The following is a 25133-nucleotide window of genomic DNA, read 5'->3' as shown; positions in this document are numbered from 1 at the left end:
CTCAAGTCTATCAGGATTTCGCGGCCGGTGGCGCGGAGGATACCAGAGTATCCAGGAGAATCTGGGCACGGTTCGCGATGTTGCGCGGCGCCTGGGCGTCGTTCGCAATATCTTCGAACCACTGCTTGGCCTTTGCCGTATCGCCAGCCTTCATGGCAGCAAGACCCAGCACTTCGCGCGCGGAATTGCGCAGCGCGTGGTTGCCCGTTGCCATGGGTTCAACCTCGGCGGCCACCTGCGCATAGGTGCTGGTATCCACCATCAGATAGGCGGCGCGCATCTTGGCGATATCACGCAGCACGGCAGGAATGGCGCTATCGGCTGCCACCTGCTGGAACGCCTTTACCGCACCAGCCGCATCACCCTTCTGGGAAAGAAGCGTGGCGGCGCGCATGCGGGCCAGAACCGGATAGGCGCCGGAGCCGTCTTTCTCGAGCTTTTCGAGAGCGGCAATCGCTTCGTCCGTCTTGTTCTGCTTGGCAAGGTTCAAGGCCGCCAGAAACTGGTCGCCATATTGCGATGCATTGTTCGAATGCCAATATTCATAGCCGCGATAGCCCGCGGTGCCGAGAACGATCAACGCAGCGCCCGCAATGATGAAGGGACGATAAGCGCGCCAGACCCTGCTGATCTGCTCCGAGCGCAGTTCCTCATTCACCTCGCGAATAAAGCTGTCGTTTTCGTGTGCCATACCTTGCTCCGGCCGAAATCGGCCCATTATCTCGAAAGCCTGCCTTCTAACCTATTTTTCACAGGATGTAAGGGGGTGAGTTGCGACGCTTGGCTCCGCAGATCGAACACGAGAACCGTTTGCGAAATTGCCTCGGATTAGTTCCAGACTTGGAAAAGCCAAATAGATAAACCCCGCCTCGGAAGACGGGGTGCCAATTATCTCTGCTTGGTATCGCTTGATAATCCGCCACGCAAGGTGGACTTGAGGCGTTCTCTGATAGACCAGCAACGCAGACATTCAACATATGAACCAATACACCCAAAGCGTCAATATCATAAGTCAAGAGCGTTCCGCATCGCCGCACGAACCTTTTCCATCTCGGCAGGTTCGATCACGATATCGAGATACTTCCGTCTTCCAGTTACAGCATCGCGACCCGTATACGGTAGCGTCAATCGCGAAAGTCCCACAGTTGCCAACATATCCGCCTTCGCCCATTTGGCTTGCCCGTTAAAGGGTGGTGGCGGATCAACCGGCAGTTCCACTTTGCATTGATATCTTATGTTTTTATGAGGCGGGGTCTGGCTCAGTGGCACAACGGTACACAGATCAGCTCTGTTTGGCAGTCTGGGCGACACCACGATCGCCAACCGCTCCTTGACCATTTCCGGTGGCATGAAACCTGTTCTATAGTCACAGATGACAATTGAACCCAGTTTAGGATGGAATTTAAGAGCCAAATTTATTACCTGCAACTCATGGATGAAACGAATATTCAATAAATTCTTTAGGTAGATCTGAATACGAATGTCCGTCAACCGGACAATCCATCCTCAATCATTTCAGTCTATGAAGCACTACGAACTCTCCCCGACTTTGCCGCATTCCGAATGCAGGAAAGCGGGCCGATTCTTGCCACAGGTCCCCACAGTGCGTTTTCTTGCCTCTGCCCTTTTTTCATTCCTTGTCGCATTTCCGGGCAACATTCTTGCACAGGACAAACCAAGACAGCTGGTGATGATCTCGTTTGATGGCGCCGGAAACAATGCGCTGTGGGAGCGCAGCCGCACACTTGGCAAACGGGTCAACGCGCACTTCACCTATTTCCTCTCCTGCACGCTCGTCATTGATCGCGCCCGCGCCAAAACATATCAGGGGCCTGGACAGAGGCCCGGCAAATCCAACATCGGGTTTGCCCAGACGAAGGAAGAAGCGCTTACCAGGCTGGACCATGTCTGGAACGCCCGGCAGGAAGGCCACGAGATTGCAAGCCATACCTGCGGTCACTTCGATGGACGCGAATGGAGCAAGGCCGATTGGCAGCAGGAAATGCGCAGCTTCCGCTCGCTGCTAGGGTCTGCCTGGGTCGATCTGGGTGCGCCGGACAAGGAGCCCGCAGGCTGGCGGGATTTCGTGAAGAACGGCATCAAGGGCTTTCGCGCGCCCTATCTGTCCACAAGTGACGCCTTGACAGAGGCCGAACGCGACGAAGGTTTCACCTATGATGGCAGCGGCATAAGCAAAGGTCCGATGCTGCCGACACGCGAAAACGGCGTGCTGATGTTCGGGTTGCCTCTCATTCCCGAAGGGCCGGAGCGGCGTAACATCATCGCAATGGATTATAACCTCTTCATCCGCCATTCGGCAGGCGTGGAAAATCCTAGTCGCTCGGCGGAGTTCGAGGAACGCAGCTATGCGGCCTTTCGTACCGCTTTCGATCGGCAATATGCAGGCGACCGTATTCCGTTGCAGCTTGGCTTTCACTTCGTGGAAATGAATGGCGGCGCCTATTGGCGGGCGATGGAAAGGCTGGCAACCGAAGTCTGCCAGATGCAGGATGTTGCCTGCGTAACCTATGGCGAGGCCATACGGGCGCTTGGCACGCGAAACGCGCAGAACCCTTCTACCCTCTGAAAGAATGAGGCCACCCGGTTTCCCGCGTGGCCCCTGCTTTCTTCAGGTCGGCTTGTTTGCCGCCATCTCGCCATCGCTATCTTCGCGGGCGAGATAACGCTGGTCGATTTCCGGCAAAGGCTCGCCATCGATGGCCGCCTCGAAGGCCTTCAGGCGCTTGTGGATGGAGAGAAGCTCGATGATCGTGGTCCAGGAATTCACGAGATACTGGAACGAGTTACTGACCTGCCCGAAGGCAGTCGCGATCTGCTGGTAGATACCATAGGTGATCTTGCCCGCCACGATCGTCGGCACCAGCATGATCAGCAGGAAGATGCCGTCTGCCTGCACATAGAAATAGCGGAACACGTTGAAATAGAGATAGTGCCAGTACAGACGGAAATAGTTCTTGCGCACATTGCCGAACAGTTCCTTCACCGTCGGTGGCTGAGCTCGAGAACCGTCATCTTCGCCGTAGACCAGCTCTTTTCGGTAAGCCGCTTCCACGCGCTGGTTCCGGAAGTTCAAGCCGGGCAGCTTAATGCCGACAACAGCCAGGAGCACGGTGCCGAAGGCGGGCCAGAATATGGCAAGCCACAAGAGCGGATGCGCGATTTCGCCAATGACGGGCAGTTCGGTCACGTAGCTTGAAAGCGCATAAAGGATCGGCAGAAACACGATCAGCGTCATCACCGAATTGATCAGGTTGATGCCGAGGCCTTCCAGCGTTGCGGAAAAGCGCATCGTGTCTTCCTGCACACGCTGCGAGGCGCCTTCGATATGACGGAGCTTTTCCCAGTTGGCCATGTAGAAATCGTTCATGGCCGTACGCCAGCGGAAGATGTAGTGGCTGGTGAAGAAGTCAGTCAGAATGGAGACGCCCATGGAAAGGAAGGCGATCTTCGCAAAAATAATCTGCAGATTGTAGAAATCCCAGACCGTGATGCCGGGCTTCTGTGACAGGGCGTTCTGCAGCAGATCGCCGAAAGGCCGACGGAAGTTGTTGATGACAACGGTGACCTGAACGCCAAAATAGGTCACGGCAATGATCAGCAGGCTTCCCCAGATCGACCACCATTTCCACGGATGATCCTTGGCGATCACCGTCCAGGTCGCGCCGAACAGAAAAAGGCACAGCGCAAAATAGGCGTAGAACCAGACGTTTGGTGGAAACGCGAAATAGCTGAGATCATACGGTTCAGGCGTTCCGTCCGGCACGGCAAAGCCAAGCCTTGCGCCCAGGCCATCCACGAAGAAGTACCAGGCAAGGACGCACACGAGCGACCAGATGATTCCGGAAGCGAAGTAGAATTTCGGTTTGGGAAAAAACGAGTGAAACACGGAAGCGAGTTTCCTTGTGCTCAGCCGCAAGCGGCCGCATGGATTGATTTGGGCGCGAAACTAGGACAGTTCATGCAGCGCAGCAATGGCGCAGCGCCTAAGTTACGCATTTGTAAGGCATCTACGAAAGTTCATATCTTCCGCAGAGGCTCGAAGGTTCGCACGACCGGCAAAGCCAGGACGAAGGAAACCAATAGCACAAGGACGGCGATGACCGAGGCGAGCGTGAAACTGCCGCTCCATTGCGTTGCCCATCCGGCCACCAGAGGCCCGAAGATCTGGCCAACTCCGAAGGCCGCCGTCATCAGGGCCAGTACTTTTCGCGCGCTGGCGGGGGCAAGTGCGCGAACCACCTGCAGACCGTGCGACGTGACGGTCATGAAGGTAACGCCCAGCGACAGCCCACCAACAAGTGTGCCGACAATCGGCGGCAGATAGACGGATGCCAATACGCCAAAGGCTTCCAACAAAAGACAGGCGAGATAGCTTCGAACGAGGCCGAACCGATTGACGAAGGGCTGCCAGATGAACAGCGAAACGGCAGCGGTGATGCCCGTCACAAACCATGATCCGGCTTCCACGACTGGCCCGGCATTGGCCATGCGTGCGATGGCGACCAGAAAGGTTGCCGTCACCACATAACCGAAACCGAAGAGACCGTAGGATGCGGTCATCAATACGAGCGGCCGCGTCCAGCGTATCGGCGGCTCCGCCTCTGCGCTGCGGGTCGTGACCGGCTGCGGCAGCAGTCTCGCCACGAAGAACAGAACCAGCATTACGACCGCAGCACCGGCAAGCCAGTTCACACGCCAGCCATCACTTGGACCGGCGGATTGGATGTTGATGATCAGCGCCAGCACAGATGAGGCCGCGATACCAGCGCCCACTCCACCGAAATGCAGCGCCCCGACGCTCGCCCGTCCGGCACCATGCGCCAGAACGATGGACGAGGTGAAAATCATGGCGAATGCGCTGGCCAGTCCTGCGCAAAACCGGATCAGGATGAACGCTGGCAACCAAGTGGTCGTTGCCATGGCAACCAGCAGCAGCGCTGTTGCCAGTAGTCCGCCAAGCGCAAGCTTCCGCTCAAAACCCGTCGCCCAGCCTTGCGAGGCCAGCAGCGCGCCGCAGAGATAGCCGGCAAAATTTCCCGCTGCTATGAGACCGGCATCCGCGGCAGACAGGGGAATGCCGCTCATCATGCCCGGCAGGACCGGCGTGTAGAAAAATCGGCCGAAGCCCATGGCGGCGGCCATGACCAGACCACCGGCAAGACCGATCATCAGCGGGGAAGAGGAACTTTGTATTTTGATCATGCGCCCCTATGGCAGGCGCTGAAGCAGATCACAATCAAAGATCGGAAATGGCTGATATCACGCTTCTTGATAATTGGCACAGCAAGAACCAGGCAGCGGCACAGCCTATTCCGCCAGCGTGAGAATGAGCGGGCCATTCCGCGTCACCACGATCGTATGCTCGAACTGCACAGTCGGAGCGCGCGGATCTCCGTACAGCGTCCACGGGTCGCCATTGCCGCCGTCTTCGGCCCAGGTTGCGCCCAGCGACAGAAACGGCTCGACCGTGAACACAAGCCCCTCCTCCATGGTCCGCGTCTCGTCCGGATCAGGCCATGTCGGAAGCTCTGAGGGTTCCTCATGCAGCGAACGGCCAACGCCATGGCTGGCAAGATTGGTGATCAGCGTATAGCGGTTTTTCTTGGCAAAGGTCCCGATGGCGTTGCCGATGCCTGCCATGGGCTTGCCGGTCTTCACCTGCTGCAAACCTGTCCAGAGCGCCCGACGTCCATCGCGCACCAGCTTTTCGATTTCACGCTTCACCGGCGGCACGGCAAAGGAAGATCCTGTATCGCCGAAAAACCCGTCTTTCACGGCAGAGACATCGATATTCACGAGATCGCCCGCCTGAATGACGCGGTCTCCGGGAATGCCGTGTGCAACCTCTTCATTGACGCTGATGCAGGTGGCGCCTGGAAACTGGTAGCAGAATTCCGGTGCCGATTGCGCTCCGTTCTCTTCCAGCAGCCTGCGGCCAATATCGTCGAGTTCCTTCGTGGTGATACCGGGCTCCAGCGATTTGCCCATCAGGTCGACGGCCCGGGCGCACAACCGCCCGATCGCCTTCAACTTGTCCAATTCGTCTTCGCTGGAAACAATCATCACATCATCCATCAACCGCGTCAGGCGGCGGGTTTCGCCCCTTCCGGTTGCGAGGTCAATTCTTTTCTGACCAGAGGCGCAACCTTCGTGCCGAAGAGTTCGATGCCCCGCATGATCTGGTCATGCGGCATCAGGCCGATTGCCATCTGCAGCAGGAAGCGGTCATTGCCGAACACGCGATGCGCGGCCACAATCTTCTCTGCCACCAGTTCGGGATCGCCAACAAACAGATTGCCCGGCGCAGACCGCGCACGGTCGAACTGGGCGCGGTTGGTAGGCGGCCAGCCGCGCTCCCGGCCGATGCGATCCATGACTGCCGCCTGCGGCCCGTAGAACTGATCGGCTGCAGCTTCCGTCGTATCGGCAATGAAGCCATGAACATTGATGCTGGTCTTCAGCTTTGTCGGATCCTGACCGGCGCGGCGGGCTGCCTCGCGATACAATTCGAAAAAGGGCGCAAAGCGCGCATACTCGCCGCCGATAATCGCAACCGCCAGCGGCAGCCCCATGGCGCCAGCCCGCGCCACGCTTTGCGGCGTACCACCGACAGCGATCCAGATCGGCAGCTTCTCCTGAAGGGGGCGTGGATAGACACCGCGATTATTGATCGGCGCCCGCAACTCGCCGGACCAGTTGACGATCTCCTGATCGCGAAGCGTCAGGAGCATGTCCAGCTTTTCGGAAAACAAATGGTCGTAGTCGTTGAGGTCGTAGCCGAACAGCGGATAGGATTCGATGAAAGATCCACGGCCAGCCATGATTTCGGCGCGTCCGCCAGACAGAAGGTCCACCGTCGCAAACTGCTGGAACACGCGGATCGGATCATCGGAGCTCAGCACGGAAACAGCACTCGTCAGCCGGATGGTCTTTGTCTTGACCGCCGCCGCAGCCAGAACCGTGGACGGTGACGAGACGGCATAATCCGGCCTGTGATGTTCGCCAAGGCCAAAGACATCGAGCCCTACCTGATCGGCAAGCTCGATCTCCTCCAGCAGGTGCTTCAGCCGCAGTGCCGCATCCGGTCCGCGTTTTCCGGTCGCCGCATTGGGATCGACATCCGCAAAGGTATAAAGGCCGAGTTCCATGATCATCATCCGTGTTTCAACATTAGCTTGTAGATAGAAACTGGCACGGCTCCTGCAAAGCAGAAAGTCTCGAAACAATCCGTCAAGAATTTCGATACGCAACAGCCAAAACGATTCCGCAATCAGCCGGTTAGGGAGCCTTCCGGAATCATGATTGCAGGAACCTCGCGCGCTACTTCAACCCGACAACAACTCCAATCTGAGCACATGTCATCAACCCTTTGTGAGCGGAGTGTCTCAAGGGTTGATCCCTCCCTTAACCTTTCGATAACTCTGCCCCGGTTCAATCACACGCTGTCACGCCCACGCAGAGCATGCTCGTCTGGGCTGTTTTTCACATTTCTGATCAGGAGAGTTCGATGTCCATAAAGACATGCGCCCTAGCCATTTCCATCGCCTTGCTATCCACCTCGGCCTTTGCAGCCCAACCGAACCGGATCAAGCAATTCGATGCCTGGGGCGTCTATTCTTATGGCGCTGGCACAGCCAAGAACTGCTACGTGCTCTCCGTGCCGGTGCAGCAGCAACCGGCAAGCGTCAGTCATGGGGACAATTTCTTTCTGGTCGCGCCGCAGACCGGGCAATCCGGACTGATGCCGCAGGCCATCATGGGCTACAGCCTCAAGGAAGGCTCGAAGCTCACCGTTACCATTGGCGGCGATACCTTCACGATGATTCCGAAGGAGAACGCAGCCTGGGTCCGCGATCCGCAGCGAGAGCCGGAGCTTGTTGCGGCCATGCGTGGCGGCAGCGACATGACCGTCAAAGCCATATCCGCACGCGGCACCGATACCAGCTACACCTACTCGCTGAAGGGTGTTTCCGCCGCCCTCAGCGCGGTGAGCAACTGCCGCTAATGCATGTCGCGCTCAACCGGATTCGGTTGAGCGGAACGAGCATGCATCAAGTCAAGGTCTTACAGCGTCGTTCGCGCGTTCAATCGAACGTGCCGCGCTGTAGCAGAAGGCGAAACCAGGCCTGAACTCAGGCCGATTCGGCAAACCGGGCAGCGGCATCGCCGGTGCTCGGAGAATTCTGCCGCTCGACCTGCCGCTGGACGAAAGAACCGATGAAGGCGCCCAGCGTCAACTTTGCCAGATCGAGAAATTGCGCGGCAAAGAGAGCCAGGAACGAAAAGACAAGCGTCAGGAAAATCGTTGCCAGCGGCAGCCCGGTCAGTCCCAGCTGCGTGAATGTTCCGGTAAAGCGCGTGAGGCTGCTCAATCGCACATACTGGTCAATCGCATCCGATTTACCCTCCGCCACCAATGGTGCCAACAACTCGTAATCGTTCTTGGGGATTACTGGCGCTGCCGCTGCGCCGGAAGCGACCGTCAGCTTGTAGCCGACAAAGGCCGCAATGCAGGCAATGAAAAAGAGAATGATGAAAACGAGATTGGGGATGAGCAGCCGGTAGATCGGATCATCACTCTCCGATACCGCCCCCATGACGGGCCCTGGAATAAAGATCTGCGCAGTAAATAGAGCAACAATCGAAAACACACAGAACAGGGAGATGGCATAAGGCACGCGGGACATGTGCAAGAGATGCGCACTGCCGAGGGTCGCGGCTGCCGCGGAGGTCGTTGGCGTGTCGTTTGGCATCATCATGAGTGTCTCTCCTGAAATTGTAACGTGATTGCAATCAGGAAGACCATACTACATATACGCGAGACATTGCCAGCCGTGCCGCTTTAGGCATACCTTCCTCTCATGCACTGCAACAGAGCCGTGAGACAGGGAGAATGAGCATGGCCAGAAGCGTCGTCGTAACCGGATCCACCAGCGGCATCGGGCTTGGAATTGCCCGTGCGTTCGCAGCCGAAGGCGCCAACGTGATCATCAACGGTTTCGGCAAAGCGGAAGAAATCGAGGCCGCTCGCGCGGAGCTTGATTCGCTCTCTACAGGCCGCGTTCTCTATCATGGCGCGGACATGACGAAACCGGATGAAATTGCCGACCTTATTGCCACGGCCGCGCGCGAATTCGGAACGGTGGATGTGCTGGTCAACAATGCCGGCATCCAGCATGTCTCGAAAATCGAGGATTTTCCGGTCGAGAAGTGGGATCAGCTGATTGCGATCCTGCTGTCTTCCGCCTTCCACACCATGCGCCACACAATTCCACTGATGAAAAAGGCGGGCAAGGGGCGCATCATCAACGTGGCTTCCGCGCACGGACTTGTTGCATCCCCGTTCAAATCTGCTTATGTGGCAGCCAAGCACGGCGTTTTGGGTCTCACCAAAACCGCCGCACTGGAATTGGCCGAAACCGGCATTACAGTGAACGCCATCTGCCCCGGCTACGTGCTGACGCCCCTCGTGGAGAAACAGATCCCCGACACGGCGCGCGAACGTGGTATCTCGGAAGAGGCGGTCAAGACGGACGTCATGCTCCGTTTGCAGGCGACGAAGGAATTCGTCTCCATCGAGGAAGTGGCACAAACCGCCCTCTTCCTCGCCAGCGACGCAGCACGGCAGATTACCGGCACACACATCACTATCGACGGCGGCTGGACCGCCCAATAAACCGTTCACAAGGGAACAGGCATGACATCAGCCATCCGTTTTATTCTCAATGGCGACGATGTTTCGTTAGGCGATTTTGCTCCGACGGAAACGCTTCTGGATTATCTGAGGCTGAGACGAAGGCTGACTGGCAGCAAGGAAGGCTGCGCGGAAGGCGATTGCGGAGCCTGCACTGTGCTTGTCGGTCGCTTGATCGGCGGCGCGCTGCGCTATGAAAGCGTCAATGCCTGCATCCGCTTTGTCGGCTCCCTCCACGGCACCCATGTGGTGACGGTGGAGCATCTGGCGGGAAAGAACGGCGAGCTTCACCCGGTGCAGCAGGCCATGGTGGATTGCCACGGTTCGCAATGCGGCTTCTGCACGCCGGGTTTCGTCATGTCGCTCTACGGCCTGTGGATGACGACCGAAAACCCGACGCGGGCGGAAATCGAAACGGCGCTGCAAGGCAATCTCTGTCGCTGCACGGGCTATGAGCCAATTGTCAAGGCCGCCGAGCAAGTGGCGACGCAACGCCCAAGCGCCCTGTTCGACCCGATCGAGCGCGACCGCGCCGAGATCATGGCCAAGCTCTGGACCATACGCTCGTCCAGCGACACCATCCGCATTTCAAAGGGTGAAAATCAGGCCATCATTCCTGGCACACTCTCCGATCTGGCAGAGGTGCTGGCCGAGCATCCGAGCGCGACCATCGTTGCGGGCGCCACCGATGTCGGCCTGTGGGTGACGAAGCAGATGCGGCCCATCAATCCGGTCGTCTTCATCAATCACCTGACCGATCTGCAAACCATTACGGAAGATGAAACCAGCATCGTCATTGGCGCGGGCGTCACCTATACCCAAGCCTTCGAAGTGCTGGAAAGCCATTATCCAGCGCTTGGTCGCCTCATTGATCGCATCGGCGGCCAGCAGGTTCGCAATATGGGCACCATCGGCGGCAACATCGCCAACGGCTCACCCATTGGGGATACGCCTCCGGCACTGATCGCTCTCGGCACCGAACTCACACTGCGCTCCGCCACCGGTTCGCGTTCCATGCCGCTTGAGCAGTATTTCATCGAATACGGCAAGCAGGACCGTCAACCCGGCGAGTGTGTTGAGAAATTCACGGTTCCGCTGCCCGATGAGGAAGCATATTACGCCGTCTACAAAATCTCGAAACGCCGCGATGAGGATATCTCGGCACTCTGCGGCGCCTTCTACCTGAAGCTGGATGGCGAGGGCTGCGTGGAAACCTGTCGCATCGCCTTCGGCGGCATGGCGGGTACACCCAAGCGCGCCAACCATGTCGAAAACGGTCTGGCAGGTCGCCCCTGGACCTGGAACACGGTCGCTTCGGTACGCGATCTTTTCGATGAAGATTACACGCCGCTGACGGACTGGCGCGCTACAGCCGAGTATCGCGCGCTGACTGCCAAGAACCTGCTGACGCGCTTCTTCCTGGAAACCGCTGGCCAGCCGCAGGAACTGTCTCGCTTCGAGCCCGAGGAGGCTTGAGGGATGAGTTCTTTCTCGAGTTCAGTGGTCTTGAATGACCCCCCTCTGTCCTGCCGGACATCTCCCCCTCAAGGGGGGAGATCGGCAAGGCGCAAACTCATCGGAAGCCATTCAGGTCGCAACCACCGCACCCACATCGGGATGCAGACGTGTTGGGAGCGTGCCGCAAGTCAATCTCCCCCCTTGAGGGGGAGATGTCCGGCAGGACAGAGGGGGGTAAAGCTTCCCTCATCGCCAGACAGCACAGAGAGATATCATCAGCCACAGAAAATCTGCCACATCATCGAAGGAGCCCGTTAATGGATACCACCACCTTCGAAGCCAAAAACACCATTAATGGTCCGATGCACACCTCGCTCAGGCATGATTCCGCCCACAAGCATGTGACCGGCACCGCCGAATACATCGATGACATTCCGGAACCCGCTGGCACGCTGCATGCAGCACTTGGCATGTCGGATCGGGCTCATGCCGAAATCCTGTCTCTCGACCTCACCGCCGTCCGCGCCGCACCCGGCGTTGTGGATGTGATTACCGCTGCCGATATTCCCGGCATCAACGATGTCGCCTCAACCGGCCAGCATGACGAGCCGTTGCTCGCGACGGACAAGGTCGAATTCCACGGCCAGCCGATTTTTGTGGTCATCGGCGAAACGCGCGAGCAGGCCCGCCGGGCTGCCCGTCTCGCAAAAATCGAATACCGGGATCTGCCCCACTGGACGGATATCGATAGCGCACTGGCCAATGATGCACCGCTGGTCGTCAAGCCCATGACGCTGAAGCGCGGCGAACCGGAAACGGAAATCGAAAAGGCACCGCTGCGCGTTCAGGGCCATATGTATATTGGCGGTCAGGAGCATTTCTATCTGGAAGGCCAGATCGCCATGGCCATTCCGGGTGAAGACGAGGATATCCTCGTCTGGTCCTCCACCCAGCACCCCAGCGAAGTGCAGCATATGGTTGCCCATGTTCTGGGCTGCGCCAACAATGCGGTGGAAGTGAAGACACGCCGCATGGGCGGTGGCTTCGGCGGCAAGGAAACGCAGGGCAATCTGTTTGCATGCCTGGCAGCGGTGGCAGCCAAGAAGCTGAACCGCGCCGTAAAATTCCGGCCCGACCGCGATGAAGACATGGCCGTAACAGGCAAACGCCACGACTTCCACGTCAATTACGATCTCGCCTTCGATGAGGAAGGCCGCATTCACGCTGTCGATGCCACCTATGCGGCTCGCTGCGGCTTCTCGGCGGATCTCTCCGGCCCCGTGACGGATCGCGCGCTGTTCCATGCGGATTCGAGCTATTTCTATCCGCATGTGCACCTCACTTCTAAGCCGCTGAAAACCCACACCTGCTCCAACACCGCCTTTCGTGGTTTTGGTGGGCCGCAGGGAATGGTGGGCGGCGAACGCTTCATCGAGGAAATCGCCTATGCAGTGGGCAAGGACCCGCTCGATATCCGCAAGCTGAACTTCTACGGCCAGCCGGGATCGGGCCGCACGCTAACGCCCTATCATCAGGAGGTGGAAGACAACATCATCCTGAAGCTGGTGGAAGAACTGGAGGCCTCCAGTGATTACCGCGCTCGCCGTCAGGCCATCATCGAGTTCAACGAAAACAGCCCGGTCATCCGCAAGGGTATCGCGCTGACGCCCGTGAAATTCGGCATCTCTTTCACCATGACCGCCTATAATCAGGCCGGTGCGCTGGTGCATATCTATCAGGATGGCTCCATTCACCTGAACCACGGCGGCACGGAAATGGGCCAGGGCCTTTACACCAAGGTGGCGCAGGTGGTGGCCGACACCTTCAATGTCGATATCGACCGGGTGAAGATCACCGCCACGACCACTGGCAAGGTGCCGAACACGTCTGCCACGGCCGCCTCGTCCGGCTCGGATCTGAACGGCATGGCTGCTTATGATGCAGCCCGCCAGATCAAGGAACGGCTCATCGATTTCGCCTGCCGTCAATGGAAGGTGGAGAAGGATCAGGTAGAGTTCCTTGCCAATCGCGTGCGTGTGGGCGAGGACGAGGTACCGTTCGACACGCTGGTGCGTGCCGCCTATTATGATCGCGTTCAGCTTTCCGCCGCAGGCTTCTACAAGACGCCCAAGATCCACTGGGATCGTGCAGCGGGCAAGGGCCGCCCCTTCTACTACTTCGCCTATGGCGCGGCTTGCTCGGAAGTCTCCATCGATACGTTGACGGGCGAATATCTGGTGGATCGCACCGATATTCTGCACGATGTCGGCAAGTCGCTGAACCCGGCGATCGATATCGGCCAGGTGGAAGGTGCATTCGTGCAGGGCATGGGCTGGCTGACGACGGAAGAACTCTGGTGGGATACGAAGGGTCGGCTTCGCACACACGCGCCGTCCACCTACAAGATCCCGCTGGCATCCGACCGTCCGAAGATCTTCAACGTCAAGCTGGCGGAATGGTCTGAAAACAAGGAGGCCACCATTGGTCGCTCCAAGGCGGTCGGTGAGCCTCCCTTCATGCTGGGCATTTCTGTGCTTGAAGCGCTCTCGATGGCCGTTGCCTCCATTGCCGATTACACCGTCTGCCCGCGCCTCGATGCCCCCGCAACGCCAGAACGCGTGCTGATGGCCGTGGAGCGGCTGAAGGCGATGTGACAGGCTGACAATGCCGCATTTCGAAGTCCCGGTTCGCAATCGTCAAAATGCGCGGCGCATGCGTCGCGCGTTGACGGAACCGGAACTGAAATTCTGGAATGCAGTGCGTGCGCACCGGCTGATGGGCTTAAGCTTTCGGCGGCAGATGCCGATTGGCGGCTACATCGCGGACTTCGCATGCGCCGAACACAGGCTGATTATCGAGATCGATGGAGCCACACATTCATTGGACAAGCAGATTGAGCGGGATTACCACCGGGACGCCGCGCTGATTGCACTCGGCTGGCGGGTCATCCGCTTAACCAATGATGAAGTGCTCAATCGAATGGACGATGTTTGCACGCATATACTTAAGGTTATCGGAATTGAACGCTTTGAAGAAGTATAGCGTCCACGTCGGAGCTTTACCCCCCTCTGTCCTGCCGGACATCTCCCCCTCAAGGGGGGAGATCGGCAGAATGGCTACCCGCTCGCTCCTGAAGCCAGACGAGGCAGAAGTGTTAACATCGCTGAGCACCGAGAGGATCAGATATGATTGGGAGGGCGCCCCGAATCGATCTCCCCCCTTGAGGGGGAGATGTCCGGCAGGACAGAGGGGGGTGCGCACCTTCACGCATTCTTCGCAATGATTATGGGTCGGATCAAATGACCTCTCTCACCACCTTCCTCAGCCGTAACCCGCGCGTCATCCTCGTGACCGTTGCCAGCGCGAAGGGATCGACGCCGCGGGAACAGGGCGCGTTCATGCTGGTGTCTGCTGCGGAATGCTTTGGGACCATCGGTGGCGGGCAGCTGGAATTCATGGCAATCGACAATGCGCGCGCTTGTCTCGACGGCAGCGGCCAGACGCAGATGGACGTGCCTCTCGGACCGGAGATCGGCCAATGCTGCGGCGGGCGAACCCTGCTCACCTTCAATCACGTGACGCCGCAACTGGCAGCAGACCTTGAGTCACGCCTTGCCGCAGAGTCAGCAGCCAACCCCGGAGTCATGCTCTTCGGCGCGGGACATGTGGGAAAAGCACTGGCAGCAGCTCTCACGCCCCTGCCCTTGCAGGTGACGGTGGTGGAAACAAGAGCGGAAGAACTGCTCGGCCTGCCGGACACAGTGACCGCGCGGCATGTGGCCATGCCGGAAGCCCTGATAAAAGATCTACCAGCAGCCAGCGCCGTGATCATCCTCACCCATGATCACGCGCTGGATTTCCTCATCGCGAAGGAAGCCCTTGCCCGCAATGATCTGGCCTATGTTGGCATGATCGGCTCATCCACCAAGAGGGCGACCTTCAAGAGCTGGCTGGCGAAGGAAGCGGAGGGCGCAATCTCCAGCGAGAAGCTGGTTCTTCCCATCGGCGGCACGACGGTCCGCGACAAGCGCCCGGCGGTGATTGCGGCGCTGGTGGCTGCGGAACTGCTGGAGACCTATGCGCGCCGTACCACCAGCCGCGGCCTATAAAGGCGGCAACCTGCGCTCGACGAGCCGCTTCCAGAAATCCTCGCGTGGTGGATCGGAATGACGATCTCCTCCACTGATCGCGAGATCCTGCTGTAGCTCGTCAGGCACCGGTTCCATCTCCTTTGAGCGCAAACGCAACAGCCTGCCCATGAGACGCGTGTACCAAATCCGGAACGCAGTTTTGCGCCGGGCAGAACCGAAGGTCCAGACCGCCATGATGGCCTCCAACACTAGATTTTTTCATGTCTGGCTCGACAAATGAGCCCATATCCGGTGACATACCACCCGTTTCCTGCGCTCTACCAATTCGAAATGCCTGCGAACCCAGAAAGAGAGCTTATGCATGAAAATGTCTCGGAAGCTCCCGCTCAACGGTCTTCGAGCCTTTGAAGCGGTGGCGCGTCTGAAGAGCTTCACAAAGGCGGGCGAAGAACTGGGCATGACCCAGACCGCCGTGAGCTACCAGATCAAACTGCTGGAAGATCATCTGGACCGCGCGGTTTTCCTGCGCGAGGCACGCAGCATCTCGCTGACTGCCACCGGTGAACTTCTGATCCCGAAAGTGACGGAAGCGTTTTCACTCCTGTCCGATGCAATCGCCGACGCAAAGCAAGAGGCAGAAGGCGTTCTGGAAATCCGGTCTACACCAACCTTTGCCTCCCATTGGCTGGCCCGCCATATCGGGTCGTTCCAGCTTTCACATCCCGGTCTTGCGGTTCGCATCCTGCGTGCAGAGAAACCGGTCGATTTTAGAACTGAAAATGCCGACGTCGTCATCTGGAGAGCTGAGCAGCAGCCAGCGGATGTGGAAGCGCACGAGCTGTTCCGACTGAACTATGCGCCCATGCTGAGCCCGAAGCTGGCCGAAACAATCGGTGGCGTGACAACGCCGATGGATCTGCTGAAACTGCCGCTGATTGGTGGGAGCAATAAATGGTGGGGAATCTGGTTTCGATCGAACGGGATAGACATTCCCCTACCCGGCACTATTACGATCGATGCGGACGGCGCACTCGATCTGGAAGGCAGTGCCGCAATCGCCGGTCACGGCGTGGCCTTGTTAAGCCCGTTTCTTCATGGCGAGGAACTGGAAGCCGGACGCCTGATCATGCCCTTTGACGTGTTCAAGAAGGACGACCACAGCTACTGGCTCATCTATCCCAAAAACCGTCGCAGAATGGCAAAGATCCAGGCCTTTCGAGACTGGTTGCCGAAGAAGCTGGCAGACGACCTGAGATTATTGCCGATGGAGCTTTCACCAAACGCGAGCATCCTGCCACCGGATATCGGCAACCCGTAGCCGCCGCGCATGCAAACAAGGCTGAATATCTGCTGCAATGCACCCTTTCTGCTTTTCTTCGTTTAAGAATTTTCGCAAAGTGTCATGTCGGGGAATGAATCGGGAAAACCGAAATGTATGAATATGCCATAGCCTGGGAATGGCTGAGCTTCGCCGTGCGCTGGCTGCACGTGATCACTGCAATCGCATGGATCGGCTCGTCCTTCTATTTCATCGCGCTGGATCTGGGGCTGGTGAAGCGCCCTCACCTGCCGCCGGGTGCCTATGGCGAAGAATGGCAGGTGCATGGCGGCGGCTTCTATCACATCCAGAAATATCTGGTCGCGCCCGCGCAGATGCCGGAGCACCTGACCTGGTTCAAATGGGAAAGCTATGTCACCTGGCTTTCCGGTTTCGCGCTGCTCTGCGTGGTCTATTATGGCGGCGCCGATCTCTTCCTCATCAATCACGATGTGCTGCCGCTGAGCTCCTGGCAGGCCATTCTGCTGTCGCTGGCCTCGCTCTCCATCGGCTGGATCATCTACGATCAGCTTTGCAAGTCCCCCATCGGCGAGAATACCTGGGGCCTGATGGCGATCCTCTACGTGGTGCTGGTCGCCATGGCCTGGGGCTATACGCAGATCTTTACCGGTCGCGCTGCCTTCCTGCATCTTGGTGCCTTCACCGCCACCATCATGTCCGCCAACGTCTTCTTCATCATCATCCCGAACCAGAAGATCGTGGTGGCGGATCTGATCGCAGGCCGCACACCAGACCCGAAATATGGCCGCATTGCCAAGCAGCGTTCCCTGCACAACAATTATCTCACGCTGCCTGTCATCTTCTTCATGCTGTCGAACCACTATCCGCTGGCGTTTGGCACCCAGTTCAGCTGGGTTATCGCAGCACTTGTCTTCCTGATGGGCGTTACCATCCGCCACTGGTTCAACACCACGCACGCCCGCAAGGGAAAGCCCACCTGGACATGGCTCGTGACCGTGCTGTTGTTCATCCTCATCATGTGGCTCTCCACCGTGCCGAAAGTGCTGACGGGAGAAAAGCAGGCGGCCGTACTTTCACCCATGCAGCAGCAATTCGTGGCCGATGCGCATTTCGGTAAGGCGAAGGAAATCGTCCAAGGTCGCTGTTCCATGTGCCATGCGGCAGAACCGGTCTGGGAAGGCATTCGCTTTGCGCCCAAGGATGTGAAGTTCGAAACCGATGCCGAGATCGCCCGTCATGCGCATGAGATCTACATTCAGGCAGGCCGCAGCCATGCCATGCCGCCGGGCAATATCACCGAAATTTCGCCGGATGAGCGCAAGCTTCTGACGGCCTGGTATGAAAGCGCCGTCAAGGGTGCCGGAGCGACACAATAACATGACCTCACTTCTTCTTCGCGGCCGCCTGCTCTCCTTCCATCGCGCACCGGAAAGCCTGACCGACACTGCAAGCTATCTATATGAAGAGGATGGCGGTCTGCTGGTGCAGGACGGGCGCATCGCGAAGATGGGCAGCTATACGCAGGTAAAGGCTGCCGCACCGGAAGGCGTGGAGGAAGTGGACCATCGCCCGCACCTCATTCTGCCGGGCCTGATTGATACCCATGTTCATTTCCCGCAGATGCAGGTCATTGCCTCCTACGCGGCCAACCTGCTGGAATGGCTGAATACTTACACTTTCCCGGAAGAATGCCGCTTCGTCGAAAGCGCCCACGCGGCCCGCATTGCCACGCATTTTTACGACGAATTCCTGCGGCAGGGCACCACGACCGCCGTCGCCTATTGCTCTGTTCACAAGGCATCTGCTGACGCCTTCTTCAGTGAGGCCACGAAGCGCAACATGCTGATGGTGGGCGGCAAGGTGATGATGGATCGCCACGCCCCTCAAGGTTTGCTGGATACGCCGCAGCTCGGCTATGATGAAACGCGTGCCGTGATCGAAGAATGGCACGGCAAGGGTCGAAATCACGTCGCCATCACGCCACGCTTTGCCATTACCTCGACACCAGAGCAGATGAGCGCCGCGCAGGCACTGGCGAAGGAATTTCCGGATCTGCATATCCAGACACATCTTTCGGAAAACCACGACGAAATCCGCTTTACCTGCGAGCTTTATCCGGACGCGACCGATTACACCGACATCTATGCCCGTTACGGCCTGCTGGGCAAGAAGACGCTGCTCGGCCACGCCATCCATCTCTCGGAACGCGAGGCGGATGTGCTGTCGGAAACCGGCTCCGTTGCGGTGCATTGCCCGACCTCGAACCTCTTCCTCGGCTCAGGTCTCTTTCCGCTGAAAGCCATCCGGCGTCGCGAGAAGCCCGTGCGCGTCGGCGTGGCAACCGATATCGGCGGCGGCTCAAGCTATTCGATGTTCAAGACCATGGATGAGGCCTACAAGATCCAGCAATTGCTGGGCGAGCGGCTGAACCCGCTGGAAAGCTTCCACCTGATGACGCGAGGCAACGCGGAAGCGCTTTCGCTTGTAGACCGCATCGGCACGCTGGATGAAGGCACCGATGCCGATTTGGTGGTCCTGAACGCCTCCGCGACACCGGCCATGCGGCTGCGCATGGAAACGGTCAACACTCTGCCGGAAGAGCTTTTCCTGCTGCAAACACTGGGTGACGACCGTTCCGTCGTGGAAACCTACGTGGCCGGAAAGCCGATGAAGCCTCTGGATTAGGTGAGCAGCAAAGGCTTCCCAAATCATACTTTTTGCTTCCTTCGGGCGACACCTATGCTAGTTGTTGAACAACGACCCGGAGGAACTTTAGAGTAATGACTGCCCCGCTGACGATTGCCGACCTGAAGTCGCTTGCCCGCCGCCGCGTTCCGAAAATGTTCTTTGAATACGCGGATAGCGGCTCCTGGACGGAAGGCACCTATCGGGCGAACGAAGACGACTTCGCAGCCATCAAACTGCGCCAGCGCGTCATGGTCGACATGACCAACCGGTCGCTGAAGAGCACCATGATCGGTCATGACGTCGCCATGCCGGTTGCTCTGGCCCCGACCGGCTTCACCGGCATGCAGCACGCGGATGGCGAAATGCTGGCAGCAAAGGCCGCTGAAGAATTCGGCGTTCCCTTCACGCTGTCCACCATGAGCATCTGCTCGATCGAGGATGTCGCGTCAGTCACAACAAAGCCGTTCTGGTTTCAGCTCTACGTGATGCGCGACCGCGATTTCGTCCAGAACCTGATTGATCGCGCAAAGCGTGCCGGCTGCTCGGCACTGGTGGTGACTGCCGACCTGCAGATTCTCGGTCAGCGCCACAAGGATATTCACAACGGCCTCTCAGCGCCGCCGAAGTTCACGCCCAAGCATGTGTGGCAGATGGCGACCCGCCCGCAATGGTGCCTCGGCATGCTGGGCACGAAACGCCGCACCTTCGGCAACATTGTCGGCCACGCGAAGAATGTATCGGACCTTTCGTCGCTCGGCTCCTGGACAGCAGAACAATTCGATCCGCGTCTTTCCTGGAAAGACATTGAATGGATCAAGCAGCAGTGGGGCGGCAAGCTCATCATCAAGGGTGTTCTGGATGAAGAAGACGCTCGCGCGGCAGCCGATACCGGGGCCGACGCGGTGATCGTTTCCAACCACGGCGGACGCCAGCTGGACGGCGCTCCCTCCTCCATCAGCATGCTGCCGAAGATCGTCGACGCCGTAGGAGACCGTATCGAAGTGCATGTCGATGGCGGTATTCGCTCTGGCCAGGATATCCTGAAGGCCGTCGCACTTGGTGCGCGCGGCACCTATATCGGCCGTCCCTTCCTCTATGGCCTCGGCGCCATGGGCAAGGAGGGTGTGGACCTGGCCCTGAGCATCCTACGCAAGGAACTGGATGTCACCATGGCGCTTTGCGGCAAGCGTGACATCCAGACTGTGGATCGCAGCATATTGGCTCACAATCCATATTAAGCGTCTGACATATTGCGCTCCGGACCCAAGGGAATCCGGAACGCGGAGGTCACCTTGCCTGATCCGGTTATTTGCTTGCCGGGTCAGGCACGCGTGCATCCTCGATCACGTACTTGATGAGACCCTTCTCCCGGATCTGGCGGAAGAGGATGTAATGCTCCGGGAAAGCTCCGCCAGTTGCGGCATCCTTTTGACCGACCCATGACGATGCGACATCCGGCCCTGCCACATCGGCGGTGAAGACGTTACCATCATGCGCCCCGACAAGCGTATAGGGCGTCGCGCTCGGCATGCGTGCCACGAAGGTCGCGGCCAGATCGCTCTGCATGTAACCGGACAGTTGCAGCATCGTGTCCGGCGAATGTGGAAACGGCACACCATTGTTGGACGTGCTGTTGTGCCAGTAACAAAGCGGCATCAGGTAGCAACTGCCGCCTGTCGGCACCGAGCCATCGCTGTTCGGTGTCATGTGACCGCCCACACTGAAATTCGGATGCGACGAAGAGCCGGTCGGCAGAGGTAAGGTGGCATAGCAGTGATCATTGGAATTGGTGCCAATTCCGTTGTTGATCAGCAGTTGTTTCCACGTCACGCCATTGATCTTCGGGTCCGGCGTACTTCCCACGACGTTGTAGAGATCACCTGTGTAGATGACCACTGTAGCGGATGTGGATTCGATAATGACGCCCGAGTGACGTTGCGCAAAATCCGCAAGCGCCTGAGCAACTGAAATATCTTCCATGGAAAAATCCCCATATAAAAACCGCAGGATCACGACCTGCGGTTTTAAAAATATCGGGACACACCCAGGCGCACAACGCGGTGACCTTTGCGCTGGTCACCGCTGCGTTTGCGCAAACCACTATTCCCTCACGAAAGCCAACCGGTGGCGAGTGCCGCCGCCCATTCCGGACGACCGTTGGCCTCAGCAATCGCGGCCTGTCGATGATGATCATACGGCACAAGCCGGAACGTAATATTCCATAGACCGTCACGCCGCTCGCAGATTGCGTAGGAGGCAAGTGGTGAACCGGTTTCCACCCGATGCTGCACTGGCTCCGCGTCGGAGTAGGCGGGACAGCCGACGCTGCCTGGATTGACGATCAGCCGTCCGTCAGAAAGCATTACGGCGCGCGGCATGTGCGTATGACCACACAGGATCAGCGACTGGGAAATACCCTCAGCCAAGGCCTCGATATCCGTACGCGCTTTTTGATGAACGTACCCATCTCTACTGACGGTCTGGAGCCAATAGACATCATCCGCCTGCGGTGTGGCATGGCAGAGTAAGACTTCGTTCTTCCACACCAGCGATGCCGGCAGACTGCGCAGCCAATCCAGATGTTCGGCCGTCAATTGCGCAAATGCTGCCGCATCAGAATGCCCCATGTCACTGACTGCCTGCTCGACCAGGTACCGATCATGATTGCCGCGGACCGTCGGTAGATCAAGGGAGAGCAGAAGGTCAGCGGTCTTTCCGGCATCGAGCGGCCCTGAAAGACAATCACCGAGATTGACGATGGCGTTCGTGGGAATGCCTTGCTGACCGATATCGGTCAGCACCGCCTCCAGCGCCGCACAGTTCCCGTGGATGTCGGCGATGGCGGCAAAGCGCATGTCAACTGCCTCGATAGGTTGAATAGCCGTAGGGCGAGATCAGCAGTGGCACATGGTAATGGCCGCTTTCGTCCGCGATTCCGAAGCGTATGGGAATGACATCCAGAAATGCGGGCTCGGCAAGGATGGCTCCGGACCGGCGCAGATAGTCACCGGCATGGAATAGGAGTTCATACGTTCCCTTGCGGAACGTCTCGCCGATCAGGATCGGCCCGCCATCCACCCGCCCATCGGCGTTGGTCACCACAGACTTCAAATGCCGGCGTGTCTCGCCCTCCAGGTGAAAGAGATCGATTGACAGACCTTCAGCGGGTTTACCGAGTGCTGTATCGAGAACATGGGTGGTCAATCCGGTCATAAACTGGGCTCGCTGATGCTGTAGGGCTGAGGATAAAAGAATTCTTCCAGATTGTTGTCCGGTCCGTCCCGGTCCACGACCAGAAAATCGGAAACCGTGCCGATCGTCATCAGCGGATGATGCCAGACATTGCGGCGATAGTTCACGCCCTGGTCGCCCCGCGCCAGAAACACCTGTGGTTCGCCGGGCTGGCCGCCTTCATCTTCCGACACAACCACCAGATAAGGCCTGCCGTTCAGCGGCGAAAAACTCTGGCTGCCGAACGGGTGGCGCTCCATCATCGTCAGCGCATAGGGAAACGGCCGAGGCTGGCCCCGGAAGATGTTGATGATGACACGCGCATCTTCACCTGAAACCTCCGCTTCCGCGAGCGCATGAAACCGCTCGGTATTGCCGCCATTGATAAACTTCATACGGGCGGGATCGGCCTCGATCACCTGACCGAACGGCGCAAATGCGGCTTGAGTGAGCGGCTGGATCGGCAGGATTTTGGACATCTGTAGTTATTCACCTTGGGCATGGATATGGCGCAGAGCCCGAAGCTGGGCAAGGAGTTGCGGCAAGTCTTCGCGTACTGTCTTCCAGACGACCTCGAACTCCAATTCGAAATAGTCGTGCGCGACGAGGTTACGCATGGCCTTTATCTTCATCCACGGAATTTCAGGATGATCATCGCCGATATGCGGATTTAATCTCAGGACCTTGGCAACACTTTCTCCCAGGATCACCAGAGCCATAGAGACTGCCATCTGTGTCTTGATATCGCGAATGACGTCGATCTTTTCAGAATTTGAGACGAACGCAATTGCGTTTTCAGCGGCTTCTTCCATCTGTTCGATGTGATCAAGCAACCTGCCGCGGTCGAAACTCATAAGGCAACAGCCTCGGCCAGAACGCGATCCCTGACCCTCGGGCGAAGCCCCTTGCTGGTTGCAAGATCAACGCGCATTTGCAGCAAGTTCTCCAACTCGTGCTGAAGACCGCCAAGATCGAAAAGCGTGGTGTCCTCCAGTGTATCGACCAGAATATCCAGATCGCTGTCGTCGCGATCCTCACCGCGCGCAACAGAGCCGAATATGCGGGGGTTCGCCAGCCGGTGGCGCGCGACGAGCGCCCGGATCGCCTCCCTGTTTTTCTCCAGCACTTCTGATGGGCGCATGTTCAACTCCTGTCGGGCTATCCTACCCCATCCTCATGCGGAAGGCAGCATGCTTTCAAGGCGCAGGAGTGCGATACGCTCCACCTGCCCGCATGCGGTCAAAAACTCTTCGTCCCTGCTGTTATTCACCCGCGTCTCGAAAGCGGACAGGATATCGTGCCTGTTCAACCCCTTGACCGCAATGATGAAGGGGAAACCGAATTTCTGCGTATATGCATCGTTCAACTCGGTGAATCGGGCATGCTCTTCCGGCGAAAGGCGATCCAGCCCTGCGCCTGCCTGCTCCTTCCGACTGTCTTCGGTGAGTTCCCCCGCAATCGCAAGCCTGCCCGCGAGATCCGGGTGCGCGCGCAGCACGCCTAGCCGCTCTTCCTCGGATGCTACGCGAAAGACCGCCACCAGCGCTGCATGAACCCGCTGGGCATTGAGTGCCTCACCGCGCACCAGATCGTCGTCATAGGCGCGTTCTGCAATAAAGGGCGAATGTTCGAAAACGCCGCCAAAGCGGTCGACAAAGTCTTCCCGTGTCATGATCAGATCGTGTCCGGCTTGTGGTGCTCGTGCCAATGGCGGGCAATCTCGATCCGCTTCGGAATCCAGACCTTCTTGTGTTCGAGCACATATTCCATGAAGCGCCTGAGCGCGGCGATACGGCCCGGACGGCCAACGAGGCGGCAGTGCAGACCGACGGACATCATCTTGGGCGCGCCGTCCTTGCCTTCCTGATAGAGCGCGTCGAACGTGTCCTTCAGGTAAGTATAGAACTGGTCGCCCGAATTGAAACCCTGCGGTGTAGCAAACCGCATGTCATTGGCATCCAGCGTGTAGGGAATGATGAGGAAAGGCTTGGCATCCACGCCCTTCACCCAGAAGGGCAGATCGTCCGCATAACTGTCGGAGGAATAGAGGAAACCGCCCTCCTCCTGCACCAGTCGCAATGTGTTGATGGATGGCTTGCCCTGATACATGCCATAGGGGCGCTCACCAGCGACCTCCGTATGCAGGCGCACCGCATCGAGGATATGCTGCCGCTCAAGCTCCTCCGGGTAATCCTTGTATTCATGCCAGCGATAGCCGTGGCTCGCGATTTCCCAGCCCGCCTCGTTCATGGCTGCCACGGCATCCGGGTTGCGCATCATCGCAAGCGTCACGCCATAGACCGTGCAGGGAATGTTCAGCTCCGTGAACAGGCGGTGCAGACGCCAGAAGCCAGCGCGCGAACCATATTCATAGATGCTTTCCATATTGAGATTGCGCTGCCCGGGCCATGCCGCCGCGCCGACGATTTCCGACAGCAGGTTTTCCGATGCAGGATCACCATCGAGAATGCAACTTTCGCCACCCTCCTCGTAATTGATCACAAACTGGACCGCGATACGCGCACCACCCGGCCATTTCGGGTCCGGAATATTGCGACCGTAACCAATGAGATCACGCGGATAGGGTTCTGCCACCATCGAAAATCACCTTCTCAAACAGGCTTTCGACGGTAGCACTCGTTCATCAAAT

At 58.2% G+C, this 25133-nt stretch carries 27 protein-coding genes; 11 read left to right on the top strand and 16 right to left on the bottom strand.

What is annotated here, in order from left to right; all coding sequences use genetic code 11:
• Positions 1 to 10 precede the first annotated feature (10 nt).
• Together G6N80_RS15665 and G6N80_RS15660 are read right to left on the bottom strand one after the other, a co-directional pair.
• Complete coding sequence (locus G6N80_RS15665) at positions 11 to 691, bottom strand: tetratricopeptide repeat protein (protein ID WP_062553929.1); 681 nt, start codon at positions 689 to 691, stop codon at positions 11 to 13.
• Between the two features lie 314 nt (positions 692 to 1005).
• Entirely contained in the window at positions 1006 to 1491 is a 486-nt protein-coding gene (locus G6N80_RS15660; RefSeq protein WP_165135118.1) for a type II toxin-antitoxin system PemK/MazF family toxin, read from the bottom strand.
• Positions 1492 to 1690: 199 nt separating this feature from the next.
• On the opposite strand from G6N80_RS15660, the gene G6N80_RS15655 reads away from it, so the two are divergent.
• Entirely contained in the window at positions 1691 to 2587 is an 897-nt protein-coding gene (locus G6N80_RS15655) for a polysaccharide deacetylase family protein (protein WP_425503890.1), read from the top strand.
• Between the two features lie 42 nt (positions 2588 to 2629).
• Here the strand turns inward: G6N80_RS15655 and sbmA are convergent, their stop codons facing one another.
• The 4 genes from sbmA to G6N80_RS15635 form a co-directional block, all read right to left on the bottom strand.
• Positions 2630 to 3907, bottom strand: coding sequence for a peptide antibiotic transporter SbmA (gene sbmA, locus G6N80_RS15650; RefSeq protein ID WP_062553927.1), 1278 nt, complete (start codon positions 3905 to 3907; stop codon positions 2630 to 2632).
• Positions 3908 to 4038: 131 nt separating this feature from the next.
• Positions 4039 to 5223: a YbfB/YjiJ family MFS transporter gene (locus tag G6N80_RS15645; protein ID WP_246251420.1), complete on the bottom strand. Its 1185-nt coding sequence runs from the start codon at positions 5221 to 5223 to the stop codon at positions 4039 to 4041.
• 105 nt (positions 5224 to 5328) lie between these two features.
• Positions 5329 to 6084, bottom strand: a complete 756-nt coding sequence (gene map / locus G6N80_RS15640; protein WP_062553925.1) for a type I methionyl aminopeptidase — start codon at positions 6082 to 6084, stop codon at positions 5329 to 5331.
• Positions 6085 to 6104: 20 nt separating this feature from the next.
• Positions 6105 to 7169: an LLM class flavin-dependent oxidoreductase gene (locus tag G6N80_RS15635; RefSeq protein ID WP_062554727.1), complete on the bottom strand. Its 1065-nt coding sequence runs from the start codon at positions 7167 to 7169 to the stop codon at positions 6105 to 6107.
• A gap of 359 nt (positions 7170 to 7528) precedes the next feature.
• Between G6N80_RS15635 and G6N80_RS15630 the strand changes: the two genes are divergently transcribed.
• Positions 7529 to 8026: an invasion associated locus B family protein gene (locus tag G6N80_RS15630; protein ID WP_062554726.1), complete on the top strand. Its 498-nt coding sequence runs from the start codon at positions 7529 to 7531 to the stop codon at positions 8024 to 8026.
• 127 nt (positions 8027 to 8153) lie between these two features.
• Here G6N80_RS15630 and G6N80_RS15625 read toward each other — a convergent pair whose 3' ends face one another.
• Positions 8154 to 8780 carry a hypothetical protein gene (locus G6N80_RS15625; protein WP_062553924.1) on the bottom strand — a complete coding sequence of 209 codons (627 nt, stop codon included), beginning with the start codon at positions 8778 to 8780 and terminating at the stop codon, positions 8154 to 8156.
• 140 nt (positions 8781 to 8920) lie between these two features.
• Between G6N80_RS15625 and G6N80_RS15620 the strand changes: the two genes are divergently transcribed.
• The 5 genes from G6N80_RS15620 (at position 8921) to xdhC (ending at position 15282) form a co-directional block, all read left to right on the top strand.
• Positions 8921 to 9697 carry a 3-hydroxybutyrate dehydrogenase gene (locus G6N80_RS15620; protein WP_062553923.1) on the top strand — a complete coding sequence of 259 codons (777 nt, stop codon included), beginning with the start codon at positions 8921 to 8923 and terminating at the stop codon, positions 9695 to 9697.
• Positions 9698 to 9718: 21 nt separating this feature from the next.
• The gene (gene xdhA, locus G6N80_RS15615) at positions 9719 to 11191 is read left to right on the top strand and encodes a xanthine dehydrogenase small subunit (protein WP_165135112.1); all 1473 of its coding nucleotides are present in this window, start codon (positions 9719 to 9721) and stop codon (positions 11189 to 11191) included.
• Between the two features lie 299 nt (positions 11192 to 11490).
• The gene (gene xdhB, locus G6N80_RS15605) at positions 11491 to 13827 is read left to right on the top strand and encodes a xanthine dehydrogenase molybdopterin binding subunit (RefSeq protein WP_165135109.1); all 2337 of its coding nucleotides are present in this window, start codon (positions 11491 to 11493) and stop codon (positions 13825 to 13827) included.
• 10 nt (positions 13828 to 13837) lie between these two features.
• Complete coding sequence (locus G6N80_RS15600) at positions 13838 to 14215, top strand: endonuclease domain-containing protein (RefSeq protein ID WP_165135106.1); 378 nt, start codon at positions 13838 to 13840, stop codon at positions 14213 to 14215.
• Positions 14216 to 14472: 257 nt separating this feature from the next.
• Positions 14473 to 15282, top strand: a complete 810-nt coding sequence (gene xdhC, locus G6N80_RS15595; RefSeq protein WP_165135103.1) for a xanthine dehydrogenase accessory protein XdhC — start codon at positions 14473 to 14475, stop codon at positions 15280 to 15282.
• On the opposite strand, the gene G6N80_RS15590 is transcribed toward xdhC, so the two are convergent.
• Positions 15277 to 15498, bottom strand: a complete 222-nt coding sequence (locus tag G6N80_RS15590; RefSeq protein ID WP_165135100.1) for a hypothetical protein — start codon at positions 15496 to 15498, stop codon at positions 15277 to 15279. The genes xdhC and G6N80_RS15590 overlap by 6 nt on opposite strands.
• 127 nt (positions 15499 to 15625) lie before the next feature.
• On the opposite strand from G6N80_RS15590, the gene G6N80_RS15585 reads away from it, so the two are divergent.
• The 4 genes from G6N80_RS15585 to G6N80_RS15570 all read left to right on the top strand — a co-directional run bounded on the left by G6N80_RS15585 (position 15626) and on the right by G6N80_RS15570 (position 20490).
• Complete coding sequence (locus G6N80_RS15585; protein WP_165135097.1) at positions 15626 to 16582, top strand: LysR substrate-binding domain-containing protein; 957 nt, start codon at positions 15626 to 15628, stop codon at positions 16580 to 16582.
• 113 nt (positions 16583 to 16695) lie between these two features.
• Positions 16696 to 17940, top strand: coding sequence for a urate hydroxylase PuuD (gene puuD, locus G6N80_RS15580; RefSeq protein WP_165135094.1), 1245 nt, complete (start codon positions 16696 to 16698; stop codon positions 17938 to 17940).
• A gap of 1 nt (position 17941) precedes the next feature.
• Positions 17942 to 19249 (top strand): guanine deaminase, encoded by a 1308-nt coding sequence (gene guaD, locus G6N80_RS15575; protein ID WP_165135091.1) that lies wholly within the window; start codon positions 17942 to 17944, stop codon positions 19247 to 19249.
• A gap of 95 nt (positions 19250 to 19344) precedes the next feature.
• Entirely contained in the window at positions 19345 to 20490 is a 1146-nt protein-coding gene (locus G6N80_RS15570; protein ID WP_165135088.1) for an alpha-hydroxy acid oxidase, read from the top strand.
• 67 nt (positions 20491 to 20557) lie between these two features.
• On the opposite strand, the gene G6N80_RS15565 is transcribed toward G6N80_RS15570, so the two are convergent.
• The 8 genes from G6N80_RS15565 to puuE form a co-directional block, all read right to left on the bottom strand.
• Positions 20558 to 21232 (bottom strand): hypothetical protein, encoded by a 675-nt coding sequence (locus G6N80_RS15565; RefSeq protein WP_165135085.1) that lies wholly within the window; start codon positions 21230 to 21232, stop codon positions 20558 to 20560.
• Positions 21233 to 21360: 128 nt separating this feature from the next.
• A complete protein-coding gene (locus G6N80_RS15560; protein ID WP_165135082.1) occupies positions 21361 to 22107 on the bottom strand; it encodes a metallophosphoesterase family protein in 747 nt (248 codons plus the stop codon).
• Position 22108: 1 nt separating this feature from the next.
• Positions 22109 to 22465 carry a hydroxyisourate hydrolase gene (gene uraH / locus G6N80_RS15555; protein WP_062553912.1) on the bottom strand — a complete coding sequence of 119 codons (357 nt, stop codon included), beginning with the start codon at positions 22463 to 22465 and terminating at the stop codon, positions 22109 to 22111.
• Entirely contained in the window at positions 22462 to 22962 is a 501-nt protein-coding gene (locus G6N80_RS15550) for an ureidoglycolate lyase (RefSeq protein ID WP_165135079.1), read from the bottom strand. The genes uraH and G6N80_RS15550 overlap by 4 nt, the downstream gene beginning before the upstream one ends.
• A gap of 6 nt (positions 22963 to 22968) precedes the next feature.
• Entirely contained in the window at positions 22969 to 23337 is a 369-nt protein-coding gene (locus tag G6N80_RS15545) for a HepT-like ribonuclease domain-containing protein (protein WP_062553910.1), read from the bottom strand.
• Entirely contained in the window at positions 23334 to 23624 is a 291-nt protein-coding gene (locus tag G6N80_RS15540; protein ID WP_165135076.1) for a nucleotidyltransferase family protein, read from the bottom strand. The genes G6N80_RS15545 and G6N80_RS15540 overlap by 4 nt, the downstream gene beginning before the upstream one ends.
• Before the next feature lie 33 nt (positions 23625 to 23657).
• Positions 23658 to 24158, bottom strand: coding sequence for a 2-oxo-4-hydroxy-4-carboxy-5-ureidoimidazoline decarboxylase (gene uraD, locus G6N80_RS15535; protein WP_062554725.1), 501 nt, complete (start codon positions 24156 to 24158; stop codon positions 23658 to 23660).
• Entirely contained in the window at positions 24158 to 25081 is a 924-nt protein-coding gene (puuE, locus tag G6N80_RS15530) for an allantoinase PuuE (protein ID WP_165135073.1), read from the bottom strand. Before puuE ends, uraD begins: the two co-directional genes overlap by 1 nt.
• Between the last annotated feature and the right edge of the window lie 52 nt (positions 25082 to 25133).

This window comes from Rhizobium rhizoryzae (assembly GCF_011046895.1).
Lineage (GTDB): Bacteria > Pseudomonadota > Alphaproteobacteria > Rhizobiales > Rhizobiaceae > Neorhizobium > Neorhizobium rhizoryzae.
This window is presented reverse-complemented; position numbering and strand designations above follow the sequence as displayed.

Excerpts from the sequence above, each read along its gene's own strand:
- G6N80_RS15665 (WP_062553929.1), bottom strand. The coding sequence starts at position 691 with ATGGCACACGAAAACGACAGCTTTATTCGCGAGGTGAATGAGGAACTG.
- G6N80_RS15655 (WP_425503890.1), top strand. The coding sequence starts at position 1,691 with ATGATCTCGTTTGATGGCGCCGGAAACAATGCGCTGTGGGAGCGCAGC.
- G6N80_RS15645 (WP_246251420.1), bottom strand. The coding sequence starts at position 5,223 with ATGATCAAAATACAAAGTTCCTCTTCCCCGCTGATGATCGGTCTTGCC.
- map (WP_062553925.1), bottom strand. The coding sequence starts at position 6,084 with ATGATTGTTTCCAGCGAAGACGAATTGGACAAGTTGAAGGCGATCGGG.
- G6N80_RS15635 (WP_062554727.1), bottom strand. The coding sequence starts at position 7,169 with ATGGAACTCGGCCTTTATACCTTTGCGGATGTCGATCCCAATGCGGCG.
- G6N80_RS15630 (WP_062554726.1), top strand. The coding sequence starts at position 7,529 with ATGTCCATAAAGACATGCGCCCTAGCCATTTCCATCGCCTTGCTATCC.
- G6N80_RS15625 (WP_062553924.1), bottom strand. The coding sequence starts at position 8,780 with ATGATGATGCCAAACGACACGCCAACGACCTCCGCGGCAGCCGCGACC.
- G6N80_RS15620 (WP_062553923.1), top strand. The coding sequence starts at position 8,921 with ATGGCCAGAAGCGTCGTCGTAACCGGATCCACCAGCGGCATCGGGCTT.
- xdhA (WP_165135112.1), top strand. The coding sequence starts at position 9,719 with ATGACATCAGCCATCCGTTTTATTCTCAATGGCGACGATGTTTCGTTA.
- xdhB (WP_165135109.1), top strand. The coding sequence starts at position 11,491 with ATGGATACCACCACCTTCGAAGCCAAAAACACCATTAATGGTCCGATG.
- G6N80_RS15600 (WP_165135106.1), top strand. The coding sequence starts at position 13,838 with ATGCCGCATTTCGAAGTCCCGGTTCGCAATCGTCAAAATGCGCGGCGC.
- xdhC (WP_165135103.1), top strand. The coding sequence starts at position 14,473 with ATGACCTCTCTCACCACCTTCCTCAGCCGTAACCCGCGCGTCATCCTC.
- G6N80_RS15590 (WP_165135100.1), bottom strand. The coding sequence starts at position 15,498 with ATGGCGGTCTGGACCTTCGGTTCTGCCCGGCGCAAAACTGCGTTCCGG.
- G6N80_RS15585 (WP_165135097.1), top strand. The coding sequence starts at position 15,626 with ATGAAAATGTCTCGGAAGCTCCCGCTCAACGGTCTTCGAGCCTTTGAA.
- puuD (WP_165135094.1), top strand. The coding sequence starts at position 16,696 with ATGTATGAATATGCCATAGCCTGGGAATGGCTGAGCTTCGCCGTGCGC.
- guaD (WP_165135091.1), top strand. The coding sequence starts at position 17,942 with ATGACCTCACTTCTTCTTCGCGGCCGCCTGCTCTCCTTCCATCGCGCA.
- G6N80_RS15570 (WP_165135088.1), top strand. The coding sequence starts at position 19,345 with ATGACTGCCCCGCTGACGATTGCCGACCTGAAGTCGCTTGCCCGCCGC.
- G6N80_RS15565 (WP_165135085.1), bottom strand. The coding sequence starts at position 21,232 with ATGGAAGATATTTCAGTTGCTCAGGCGCTTGCGGATTTTGCGCAACGT.
- G6N80_RS15560 (WP_165135082.1), bottom strand. The coding sequence starts at position 22,107 with ATGCGCTTTGCCGCCATCGCCGACATCCACGGGAACTGTGCGGCGCTG.
- uraH (WP_062553912.1), bottom strand. The coding sequence starts at position 22,465 with ATGACCGGATTGACCACCCATGTTCTCGATACAGCACTCGGTAAACCC.
- G6N80_RS15550 (WP_165135079.1), bottom strand. The coding sequence starts at position 22,962 with ATGTCCAAAATCCTGCCGATCCAGCCGCTCACTCAAGCCGCATTTGCG.
- G6N80_RS15545 (WP_062553910.1), bottom strand. The coding sequence starts at position 23,337 with ATGAGTTTCGACCGCGGCAGGTTGCTTGATCACATCGAACAGATGGAA.
- G6N80_RS15540 (WP_165135076.1), bottom strand. The coding sequence starts at position 23,624 with ATGCGCCCATCAGAAGTGCTGGAGAAAAACAGGGAGGCGATCCGGGCG.
- puuE (WP_165135073.1), bottom strand. The coding sequence starts at position 25,081 with ATGGTGGCAGAACCCTATCCGCGTGATCTCATTGGTTACGGTCGCAAT.